The sequence below is a fragment of the Clostridium sp. Marseille-Q7071 genome, from assembly GCF_965112025.1.
In genome coordinates this window covers 3334986-3346813 of record NZ_CBCOPR010000001.1, presented here as the reverse complement: position 1 = coordinate 3346813, position 11828 = coordinate 3334986, and the positions used below count along the sequence as shown (strand labels likewise).

Sequence of the window (11828 nt, the reverse complement as noted above, 5' to 3'; positions counted from 1 at the left end):
GTGCACTACACTATATATGGATTGGAGATGATAACTTGGATATAAAACATTTATTTGATGATGTAGTTTTAAATTATGAAAAGAGGCGTCCAAATTATGGAACTGAACTATTTAAAGATATAATAAAATATGCAGAAATTGGGATGGACAAGTCACTTATAGAGGTAGGTTGCGGAACAGGTCAAGCTACAGAGCCGTTTTTAAAAACAAAATGTGAGGTAACAGCAGTTGAATTAGGTGAAAATCTTTCTTCATACACAAGAGAAAAGTTCAAGTCTTATAAAAATCTGAATGTTGTTCAATCTGTTTTTGAAGATTATGATTGTGAGGATAATAAGTTTGATATGTTATATTCTGCTACGGCTTTCCATTGGATACCGGATGAAATTGGATATAAAAAGTCATATAGGATAATAAAAAAAGGTGGTACGATTGCTTTATTTTGGAATAGACCATCTACAAATGATAAGGACAATCCACTACATCAAAAAATCCAGTCTATTTATAATGAGCTTTTACCGCAGTGGGGTTATAAGGTAACCAATAATGAAGATAAATCAAGGATGTATTCAAGTATGGTAAATAAAATAGAGCAGTATGGATTTACTAATATTGAGTTTAAACTATACCATAATATCAGGAAAATGACTGGAGTTGAATATATAGAGTTACTGAATACTTATTCAGACCATTTAGCTTTAGAAAAATCAATAAAATCTCAGCTTTTTGATAATATTAGAACAGCAATCGAAGAATTTGGAAATGAATTAATTATTAATGATACAGTAGACTTATATCTTGCACAAAAACTGTAGAGATATTGGCTTTAAATTATTAATTATTCATGATGAACTAAAGAACAAAAGTGCATTTCAATGTTTTATAGATAAACTTTATAAATTTGAAAATATATTATAATGTGGGTAAAGTCAGCGTGCTTAAATCACAATTGTAATATAGGTTATGTATTAAAGTATTTATTAGAAAGGATAAATATTATGGGAAAAATGTTGTATATGTCACATTGTGTGTTTCCAACACCCAATATAAAAAAGACATCAGATTACTATGAGAAAGTAATGGGATTTAAAGCAGTGCAATATCTTGGCGGAAAAGAACCACATATTTGTTTATATCGTGATTCTACAGAAATTATATTAACAAAATCAAATGGACAAGAAGTAATCCCAAATAGGAAGCTATATGGATATGGTTATGATGCATATTTTATAACAGATAATCAGGAAAAATTACAAGAAGAATTAAAAGATATGGGTGCAAATATTGTTCGTCCATTATTTTGTACGGATTACCATAATAAAGAATTTGTAGTTGAGGATATTGATGGTAGATGGATAGGGTTTGGTATAAAGGGAAATTAAATAATTTATTCATAATACCGTGTTATTCAACGGGAATATACAGTGTTTTTGTTTTGTAATTCAAATAAAGAATGAAGGATATATATTCTAAATGCAAAAATAATGCTTTTAAGAGCTCAATAATATTACATTTATATAGTACTTATTCCATGATTAATCGGAATAAGTACTATTATGAGTAAAATATAATCAATTGGTGTGAGTTCTAAATATGTTAGATTTAAAATTGTAAGAGAGTATGTCTGTGCAAAATAACTATAAGAAAAATACAAAGGAAAATAAGCCGCAGTTTTTATAGAAAATAGTCGCAATTGTTTATTGTGGATGATAGAAGAAATTGGAAAAGTTAAAGATGAAAATAAAAGATTAAGAGAGCAATTAAATAAATTAAAAAGTATTAAGTAAGTGGCAATTAGTAAGATATTGCGAAATACATTAAGGAGGATTATAATGGGCATTTCCGTTGATGAACTTTTTACATTGAGAGAATTAGACGCACAAGCAATATTTGGAGGGGTTAAGCATCCTTGGGAAGTTCTTACAAGAATTAATACTTTCATTTTTGAGTACGCAAAAGCTCTGCCAAATGATTTTGAAAGAATAGAGGAATTTATATGGGTTGGCAAAGGCACTACTATTGAAAAAAGTGCTCTGATAAAAGGTCCAGCAATTATCGGTTATAATTGTGAAATCAGGCATTCTGCTTACATTAGAGAAAATGTTATCATTGGTAATGATGTTGTCGTTGGAAACTCAACTGAAATTAAAAATTCAATTCTCTTCAATAAAGTGCAGGTCCCGCATTATAATTATGTTAGTGATTCAATATTAGGGTATAAATCCCATCTGGGGGCAGGTGTAATAACCTCTAATTTAAAGTCCAATGGAACGTTAGTAAAAGTAAAATATGGTACAGATATTATTGAAACTGGTTTAAGGAAATTTGGTGCAATTTTAGGTGATTCAGCGGAAGTAGGATGTAATACAGTTTTAAACCCAGGGACAATATTAGGGAAAGGTAGTATTGTTTATCCATTATGTTCTGTGAGGGGTTATATTCCAGAGAATAGTATTTTGAAAAATAGTGGTGAAATTGTAGAGAGAAAACAAAGTTATTAACATGCTATACACGAAAAAGAGTATAAAAAGAAAAGAGGTGAGTTTTAGTGAGGGTTTGGTACTTGTTATACATTCTCTAACTAAAGATAAGAGATGATAAAAACAAATTATAAATTTGAGGAAATAATTGATTTTGCATGGGAATTAAGTCAAAATGATTTATATGCTAGCTATCCAAGGAGAAAATCAATGAATGATATTAAAAAAAATATTAAAAGAGCTATCCGCTCAGATAATAGAAATATATTAGCTTGTTATAGGGAAGATGTATTATCAGGAGTTTGTGTTTATTTTTGGGAACATGATGAAAAATATGCACAAACAGAAATGTTTTTAATAAGAGAAAATTATGAACAAATTGCAGAAGAATTAATTGATTATATAAGTAAGCAATTGCCAGGACATGAATTATTTATAGGTGTACCAGTTTCTAATGAAAATGCAAACCAATATTTTAAGAAAAAGAATATAGAATGTATCGATGCTAGTTTTGACACAAGATTATATAATTTAAAAATACATTCTACTCAAAGACATAATTGCATAGAAAAAATTACCGAAGATAATTTTGAAGAATATGCTATATTTCATGATAAATATGCTATTCCTTTAGAAATGTATTATAATAGCAAAAATTTGAAAAAGAATATAGAGCGTTTTCGAGTATTTGTTTTTAGACAAGATGGAGGGATTCATGGAAGCATTTTTGTTAACGGATTACTAGACCCAAAAGAAAAAGAAGTCGTTGGATTATTTATTGATGAAGAATATAAAAATAGTGGTATTGAAAGTATCTTAATCAATGAAATGTTGATGCAGTTATATAATGAATTTGGTAGATTAAAGGAAATTGTATATTTTATTGATGAAGATTGTACTGATGAATTAAATTCAGCTTTAGCTGCAGGATTTGAGATTAAAGATAACTATAGATGTTATAAATGTATACTTTAGTCAACTAAATTAATATTTAGTGAAAAGTCGCAATTTTCTTATTTTATAAATAAAAGTTATAAGCAAACTAATAAATCATATAGCATACAGATTATATGCATAAAATAAAATTAATCGGTGTATAGAAAGTACACTAGATATTATAAAAAGGGGATAATATATGGATAAAAATTATGAGAAGTATGTCAATAATACAATTGAGTGGGCTAAAAATCATTTGAATTCTAGAGAATATTGTTATCATTGTTTGGCTTTTGTAGAGGATGCATTAGAGAGAAGTAATGATATTGAAATCTTTGGTGGAGATACTGCAAAGGAATCTGCTGATTTATATGAAGCATATAAGCATACAGATATACCTCCAAAAGGAACCTTTGTTTTTTATGACTGCTCAGGAGTAATTAATGATGAATATAAAAATTGGGGACATGTTGGTTTGTCTATGGGCAATGGAGAGGTCATCCATGCTTGGGATAAAGTAAGGGTTGATAATTACCTTGATATAGAAAAGTTAGTAGCTGCTCCAGGATGGGAAAAACCAAAGTTCATTGGATGGGTGCCACTTGAACGGATTATGCTTGGGTTTCAAAGAAAAACTTATTAGATATAAAATTATCACTATTTATGTAATAGGAGATTGTGTATATGGTTGATTTACAGGTATATTGTCTTAGTGATTTACATGAAGCAAAAAAACGTGAAACTGTTGAATTATTTGTTGATGGATTTAGAAACATATTCTTATTTACAGAAAATAAGTTCGAATTAATTGAACTCTTTTTACCGTCTTTAGATACTTCAATGATTTATGTTTGTTGTTATAAGGAAAAAATTGTTGGAGTTCTTGGTATTGGCACAAATAAAAAAAGAGTATTTTGCTTTGATATTCAAGTATGTCAAAAGATATTCGGAAAAATTAAAGGAATGATAATATATAAACAGCTTAAGATGATTGCAGAAACTCCAGCAGTAAAGAAGGATTCTGATTTATATATTGATTACTTGACTACGGATACAGATATGCGCGGAAAAGGAATAGCTACAAAGCTGTTAGATTTTGCATGCCAATTACCAGAATACGATAAATGTTATTTAGAAGTGCTATCCAAAAACACCAATGCAAAACGACTATATGAGGAATTGGGATTTAAGGTATATAAAAAAAGCTTTAATTTTTTTACTGTTATTCAGGGATTTGGATATCCAATAAAAATGAAGAAGCGAATAAAATGAGTATTTTCTTCATTTATTTTATGATTATTAAATGAATTAAAAGCAAAACATGCTCTTTGAAAATTGAATAATAGGGTATTATAAAATAAAAATTGTTTTTGTTTAATAGTTTAATAGAAAAATATAATAATATGATATAACTTAAGAGATAATTATAAGATTATTTGAGAAAAACTAAAAAATGTGAGGTAATAATAATGAGAGTAGTAGTTAAGTTTGATATAGATGCAGATATAATTGATTGTCCTGAAAATATTACAGATAATTTAATAGAATACAGTAATAAGTTTATGAATTGGTTATTTGATAAGCAAAACAATCATTCTTATTGGTGGTATGAGAATGGTGAAAAGGCAGGTTGTTCTTATAGATCAGAAGCCTTTGTAGAATGGTTAAACAAATTTGTTTTTGATAAATCATTAAATAAAGCGAAAGTATTAGAGTGTGGTGTTAATAATTGGGATAAAAATTTACCATATATTTTCTTTTAATTAATATATGATAATTAAAAGAGTTTTATAGGATATGTTTGTAAAACGTAGAAGTTATAAAAATTTTAGAAAGTAATTATTAAACCAATTATTGAGTTGGAACTTTAGATATTACACAAATGATTGATTAGACAGGGAGATTTTAAATATGGATATTTCATTTAAAACTGATGAGGGAAGATTTAATTATAGAGTAGCAGGTATTATAATTTACGATAATAAATTATTAATTATGAAAGATGAACATTCACCTTATTATTATATTCCAGGTGGTAGAGTTGGGATGAATGAGTTAAGTGAATATGCAATAGTTAGAGAAATAAGAGAAGAATTAAATACTGAGGTTAAAGTTAATCGTATGCTATGGGTTCATGAAAACTTATTTCATGAAGAGTATTTCAATGAGAACTTTCACGAAATATGTTTCTATTATTTATTAGATATGATGGATGATGAATTGATAAATAAAGGGGAGAGTTTTATATTTAAAGAGAATAAAAAACATACTCTTACGTTTTATTGGAAAGATATAGATAAAATTAAAGATTTGAATATATATCCATTACTTATAAAGAAGAATATTTTACAACTACCAGAAGTAATAGAACATGTGGCGGAAGTGAGAGTTTAATTTGCAACATTTATAAACTAAAAAATGGTTATTGGACTGTTACCTAATTTAAATGGCTATATTAGGCAAGATATTCATATAGCAAAAATATCAGTGGAGGTATAATATGTATTTACCAAAAGAGATAAAACGTATAGTAGTATTGATGCAGTCTGAAGAATGTAAGGAAGGTATGTCTAGAGCAAAGGTGATCCGTTACTATGATGCTTGTAAAGAATTCTTTTTAAAAATTGAAAAGATAAATGATGAAGTTATAAGAGAGTATGATATGTATCAGTGGCTTATAGGGAAACTACCAGTACCGAAAATTGTTTATAGAGTTGTAGAGGATAATGTTTCATATATGTTAATTGAAGCTGCTAGAGGTAAGATGCTAGAAGATGATGGTTATCGCAGTAGGCCAGAAAAGTTAGTAGCGTTAGCTGCCAAGGGGATTAAATTATTACAAAGTGTAGATGTTTATGATTGTCCTTTTGATAGCAGAATAGATACAAAACTAGAGAAGGCAAAAGAAAGAATTGAAAGTGGCTTAACAGGAAGAATAGATAAAAATGTATATACAAAGGGATTATATACTCCTGAAGATGTATATAGATATCTTATAGAGAATAAGCCAGAAGAAGAACTGATTTTTTCCCATGGAGACTATTGTTTTAATAATTACTTTACGAATGGAACCGAGATTACAGGCTTTATAGATATGGGACGAGCTGGTGTAAGTGATTTTTATCAAGATATTGCATTATGTGTTCGCGAACTAATGGATTTTGAACCAAAATACACAGAGATGTTCATAAAAGAGTTGGGGATAGAACCAAATTGGGAAAAGATAAAATATTATATTTTATTAGATGAGTTGTTCTAAGTTTGAGCATGATCTGTAGTTACTTAATTCATAATATTAGATTTTAAAATCACAAGTAAAAAAGTGAATAATTTATAAAAATACCTTATTATTTAGAAGCTATTATGTTATGTTATAATCTATTTACAGTATACAGATAAATTTAGAACTTATAAGATGTAAAGGAGAATAATTTATGATTGAATATAAATTTGATACACAGCTATTGATTGAAGGAGAAAGTCTTTCAGAAGATAAAATAAATGAGTATATTACAAAAAATATTGAAGGTGATTGCTTACTTGTGGTTGGTGATGAGGAATTGATTAAAATTCATTTTCACACAAATACCCCATGGAAAGTGCTTGAATATTGCGCTTCACTAGGTGATATTCATGATATCGTTATAGAAAATATGGAAAGACAGTCCAAGGGTCTTCAAGGTTAAATAGTATAAAAAATCATTGCAAATTTCAATTTACCTAATCAGAAATATATAGACCTATATAAACAATTTCAAATAGATTATAAAATAATCTATTTATAATAATTTTAATTATTTATAGTAAGAGTTTTATAAATTAGGTTTTTCTTAATAGATATTGGAGGGTGTTCTATGGAAGATAATATTATAAATGATAAATCATTATTTAACATTGAATTAATCCAAGGAGTTAGTGTTAGAGGATTTAAAGAGAGGGATTTTTCTTCTATTCAAAACTTGTATAAAGAAGAAGGATGGATGGCATTTATAAATAGAGATAAGGATAGCTTAGAGTCATGGAAAAATTCTAGTATTGCTATTGTAGCTGTTGAAGGAGAGAAAATAGTTGGACTAGTACGAGGTTTTACAGATGGTAATATCATTACCTTTATAGCAGAGATTATAGTGAATACAGATTATAGAGGGAAAGGAATAGGAAAAGCTTTATTAGATATTTGTCATCAGTTATATCCTAAAACAAGAATAGAATTGCTTGCGGATGAAGAGGTCTATGAGTTTTATACAAGAAATAAATTTAGAAAGATTATGGGATTTAGAAAGAGTTATGCAGTATAAATAAAAATTATTTATACTGCATATTATTAATTAGATAAAAAAATAATAAAAGGAATTTAGAGCTTAACATATAATTATATGTTATAGGGTAAAAAGGAGTGATGTTTTATGAGAAGTTATAATGTATTTAATTGTACTGTAAATGATATGCTTCAAGCAAAGACCATAATGACTCAGTTAGCTATGCTTTGCTTGGAGCCTAATGTATCTATTAGCTAAAAGGCATCTTTCATTAGATATTTCGTTGAAGATGCTAAAAACTAGGCTCCCATAATACATGAGCTTACTTTTTCATAGGTCTTTGCCTTAATTTATAAAAATTAAGGAGGAGCAAAAATATGAAATATGTTAAAGCACACAATGTGTTACCAGAGGAGATAATAGAATTAATTCAAGAATATATAGATGGGGAATACTTATATATCCCTAGAAAAAGTGAAAATGAAAAATCTTGGGGCGAAAAAAATGGAACAAGAGATAGCCTTAAGAAAAGGAATAATGAAATTTTTGAAAAATATACTTGTGGAGCTAAAGTTGCAGACCTTGCAAATGAATACTTTCTTTCTGAACAGAGTATAAGAAGAATTATAAGCAGGGAAAGAAAATTAAGTGCTTAAACAAAAAAATAAAATCAGTGAAAACGTCTTATTATCAATATAATTTTGATAATAAGACGTTTTTTTGCTCAACTTTAATATAGAACTGTTTTGGATATATAATATAACTTTATTAAATAGTAAAATTTTAGTAGGGAGACTTTCAATCAATTAAAAATTGAGAATTGATAATTGACAATTATGGTTAAAATTAATTTTTACAAATTAATTTATTTAATAGATTTTTGTAGGGGCGAACAGTGTTCGCCAGTCATATGAATTCATAAATTAAGTTTAAAAGTGGTACATCCATAGGAAATATTTCAATATGAACTTAGACTATTAAAATAAAAGATATTAAAGGGGAAAATGAGGTATTTTAGATATGAATAAATTTGGAATACAATACTTAGATAATAAATCTTTAAGAAAGTTTTCAGAGGAAAAAGATATATTTCATGATTCAACTGAGGATCATAGAGATATTAGAGAGGTTCTCAGGCAGTTTCAGGTTGGATATACTGAACGTGATATAGAAAAAGTTGATGCTTTTATGGATAAACTTTTTATTATTGGAGAAGATGTCTCTGTTCTTGGAACTTCAACAGAAGAATTATTTTTAGGCAGCGAAGAAGTAAAAACGTTGATTAGAGATGACTGGAAATATTGGGGTGATTTCAATATGGATTGGGAAATGGCACATATTTCTGTTGAAGATGAAGTTGCCTGGTTTGCCACTACAGCTTCTGTGAAACACACTTTTGAAGATACACCAGAAAGATATGATCGTCATGTTAATTTCATAAAAAATAAGGCTGAAGAAACAGAACTTACATCTAAAGAGAAAATTGCTTTTATCAATTGGGTGTTGGCTCTAACTTACCATCAGCGATCAGATGAGAAGAGAGAATACTTATGGGCTGTATGTTTAAGTGGAGTTCTACTAAAACGAGAGAGCAGGTGGAAATTTGCTCATCTCCAATTTTCCATACCAAAGGCTAATTTTCCAGATCAGCGTTTTGAAAGCTCCAAAGAATATGTGGAAAGTTACAATAAGTACAATGCTATGGCTTGTAAATATAAAAATAATCAAGTGAATATGGAGATAAAATCTCTTCTAAAGAGTCTAGAGACAGAGCTTGTGGGGCAAGAAAATATTTCAAAAAAATTGATAAGTAAATGTTTTACAGCTTATAGTATTCCCTATGTTATGGGAGTGGATAACCAATGGTATTATGGGGTGGATCAGATCAAAGAATTCTTTGAAAAAAGCAGCGCTTCAAGTCTTTCTATAGACTTAGAACATGCCATTGCTACAAAGACAGGTGAAATGGCTTGGGTCACAGTTTCAGGTACATTGAAACAAGAATTGGCAGCTGATGAACTTGCTGAAGGTGCCTTAGCGGAACTGGACAATCTATTTAAATCTAATCTTACCTCAAAAGAAAAACTATTTGCGGCTCACAGAAGTGTATCTTATGCACTAAAAGAGAGTGCAATAGGTACAAATTATACTTGTCCTATCAGATTAACAGCGTTAGTTTCAAATTGTGGAGATAAACCTGTATTTAACTATATACATTTTTCATTTCCATTTTATTGGATATTTGAAGAAAAGATAGATAGCATTTAAAGTAAATAAGTTTAAGATAAATTTTAAGGTATGATAGTGTAAAAAACTTTATACTAACTAATAAAGTGGGAGGATGGATATGAAAAATAACCCAAAAATAATTAGTCCAAGATACAGAATTTATACGAGGAGCTAAAAAGTGATAAAGGCAAAGCTTTAGAAGAATTTTGGAATGAAATTAGAAAAAATGGCTCGCCTATTATTGAAAAAACAGAAGAAGATGATGAAAATTATTTAGTTACATTAATTTGGAGAGAGGATAATCATATAGACACACTAGCTGTATATGGGGAAATGTTTGGTATGGATAGTCAGAATACACAACTTGAAAAGTTAGTAGATACAGATTTGTGGTATAGAACATGGACTGTGAGAGGAGATGGTCATTCTTTATATATTTTCGCAGTTAATGAAAGGCAAGATCAAGAATGGAAAAATATCTTTTAAAAAGGTAGTTTAAGAAATTAATGTTGTGGCGAGTATGATGTTTATCACAGCTATTTTTTGTTCAACTTTAATATAGAACTAGTTTGGATATATAAGAATTATAAGGAGAATAGTATAATTTTTTTAGAAATAAATTTAAATTTTTAATTTTATACAGGTCATATGAGATAGTGAAAAAAACTTTACACTAACTAAGGTATTAAGGGGGAGTATAAAATGAGAGAAAAGAATAAGACAATTGAAGATATAAAGGTAGTTTTAAAAGATTTTCAAAAACAATATAACGAAGGAAATCACCATAATGCAGAAGCTTTTGTTAAGAAGTTTTTTGTAGACGAGAAAGATACAAGTCTTGTAGGGGCAGGATTAAATAGTTGGTGTTTTGGAATAGAAAATATAAAGGATGAAATAAATAGTTACTGGACAAAGGCAGAAAAATATCTACAACATATAGAACTTGATGTAAATAATGCAGTTATAAATTTAGAAGGTAAAGTAGCTGTTGTATCTATTTCGGGGAAAAATACAAGAAATATAAGTGAAGAAAAAATCTATGAAAATATGATAAACAAGTTATCTAAGGAATTAAATGACGACAATGTATCAAAAGGAACCTTAGCTAAACTTATAAATGAAATTTCAGAAGGGATAGTTAATCTAAACTCAGAGGAAAAATATATAAGCCAAGAAGAAAAATATATAGAGCCTTTTAGAGTGACAATGGTAATGGTTAACACTAATTTAAATTGGATGATAAAGCATATGAAGATATCTTTTAGTGGAAATGGTTTAGAGATAATACTTAATAACTATAATGTGGAGGATAAATTTAAGCTTATTCCAGTAGAAAAGGAAGAAAATTTAGAGATAGAGGAAATTCAAAAAGTATTGCAAGTCTTTCAAGAAGCTTATGATAAACGGGATGTAAATTTAGTGGACAGCTATGGAGATGAGCTACTTCATAAGGATGGAAATTTATTTATATTTGGAACAGACCAAGGAGAGAACTTTCATGGGTTTGATGAAGGCAAGGAATTATTTGAAGGAGATTGGAAGTATTGGGGAGATTTCAATTTAAATAGGGAAAATGCATATATTTCTATTTTAGATGATGTAGCAGTAGTTTATTCAAAGGCACTTATAGAATTTACTTGGAAAAAGGACAAGGTTTCTCATTGGGCTAAAAATAGCTTAAACTACTACTTAAATGAAACGGAAGAATCTAATAAAGAAATTGTATATAAAATGATAACATCAATGGCTAATTGCTTAGATATTATAATAAATGCTAAAGAAAAACCTCTTTACGCTATGAAATTCTTTGGAGTACTAGTAAAAAAAGATGGAAAGTGGAAATTCAACCATATGCATTTCTCAGATATAGTTGAGTAAACGCTAAAGCTGATGTAGGTTTATAATAAAATTTTAAAATAATAAA

Annotated in this window: 15 protein-coding genes; all 15 read left to right on the top strand. The window is 28.4% G+C overall.

Annotated elements, in window-relative coordinates:
- Positions 1-35 precede the first annotated feature (35 nt).
- The 15 genes from ACWPW7_RS15870 (at position 36) to ACWPW7_RS15800 (ending at position 11782) form a co-directional block, all read left to right on the top strand.
- Complete coding sequence (locus ACWPW7_RS15870) at positions 36-815, top strand: class I SAM-dependent methyltransferase (protein WP_454054300.1); 780 nt, start codon at positions 36-38, stop codon at positions 813-815.
- Positions 816-998: 183 nt separating this feature from the next.
- Positions 999-1382: a VOC family protein gene (locus ACWPW7_RS15865; RefSeq protein ID WP_454054299.1), complete on the top strand. Its 384-nt coding sequence runs from the start codon at positions 999-1001 to the stop codon at positions 1380-1382.
- A 450-nt stretch (positions 1383-1832) separates the two neighbouring features.
- Entirely contained in the window at positions 1833-2501 is a 669-nt protein-coding gene (locus tag ACWPW7_RS15860; protein WP_454054298.1) for an acyltransferase, read from the top strand.
- 93 nt (positions 2502-2594) lie between these two features.
- On the top strand, positions 2595-3455 hold the full coding sequence (locus tag ACWPW7_RS15855; RefSeq protein ID WP_454054297.1) for a hypothetical protein: 861 nt from the start codon (positions 2595-2597) through the stop codon (positions 3453-3455).
- Positions 3456-3615: 160 nt separating this feature from the next.
- On the top strand, positions 3616-4059 hold the full coding sequence (locus ACWPW7_RS15850; protein WP_454054296.1) for an NlpC/P60 family protein: 444 nt from the start codon (positions 3616-3618) through the stop codon (positions 4057-4059).
- A gap of 41 nt (positions 4060-4100) precedes the next feature.
- Positions 4101-4688 carry a GNAT family N-acetyltransferase gene (locus ACWPW7_RS15845; protein WP_454054295.1) on the top strand — a complete coding sequence of 196 codons (588 nt, stop codon included), beginning with the start codon at positions 4101-4103 and terminating at the stop codon, positions 4686-4688.
- A gap of 197 nt (positions 4689-4885) precedes the next feature.
- Positions 4886-5179, top strand: coding sequence for a hypothetical protein (locus ACWPW7_RS15840; protein WP_454054294.1), 294 nt, complete (start codon positions 4886-4888; stop codon positions 5177-5179).
- Between the two features lie 148 nt (positions 5180-5327).
- Positions 5328-5810 (top strand): NUDIX hydrolase, encoded by a 483-nt coding sequence (locus tag ACWPW7_RS15835; protein ID WP_454054293.1) that lies wholly within the window; start codon positions 5328-5330, stop codon positions 5808-5810.
- A gap of 106 nt (positions 5811-5916) precedes the next feature.
- Positions 5917-6675: an APH(3') family aminoglycoside O-phosphotransferase gene (locus ACWPW7_RS15830; RefSeq protein WP_454054292.1), complete on the top strand. Its 759-nt coding sequence runs from the start codon at positions 5917-5919 to the stop codon at positions 6673-6675.
- 175 nt (positions 6676-6850) lie between these two features.
- Complete coding sequence (locus tag ACWPW7_RS15825; protein ID WP_291563498.1) at positions 6851-7102, top strand: kinase to dihydroxyacetone kinase; 252 nt, start codon at positions 6851-6853, stop codon at positions 7100-7102.
- 168 nt (positions 7103-7270) lie between these two features.
- A complete protein-coding gene (locus tag ACWPW7_RS15820; RefSeq protein ID WP_454054291.1) occupies positions 7271-7714 on the top strand; it encodes a GNAT family N-acetyltransferase in 444 nt (147 codons plus the stop codon).
- Positions 7715-8052: 338 nt separating this feature from the next.
- Positions 8053-8331 carry a CD3324 family protein gene (locus ACWPW7_RS15815; RefSeq protein ID WP_454054290.1) on the top strand — a complete coding sequence of 93 codons (279 nt, stop codon included), beginning with the start codon at positions 8053-8055 and terminating at the stop codon, positions 8329-8331.
- Between the two features lie 364 nt (positions 8332-8695).
- A complete protein-coding gene (locus ACWPW7_RS15810) occupies positions 8696-9943 on the top strand; it encodes a nuclear transport factor 2 family protein (protein ID WP_454054289.1) in 1248 nt (415 codons plus the stop codon).
- A 303-nt stretch (positions 9944-10246) separates the two neighbouring features.
- Complete coding sequence (locus ACWPW7_RS15805) at positions 10247-10390, top strand: hypothetical protein (RefSeq protein ID WP_454054288.1); 144 nt, start codon at positions 10247-10249, stop codon at positions 10388-10390.
- 216 nt (positions 10391-10606) lie between these two features.
- Positions 10607-11782, top strand: coding sequence for a hypothetical protein (locus tag ACWPW7_RS15800; protein ID WP_454054287.1), 1176 nt, complete (start codon positions 10607-10609; stop codon positions 11780-11782).
- Positions 11783-11828: the final 46 nt, after the last annotated feature.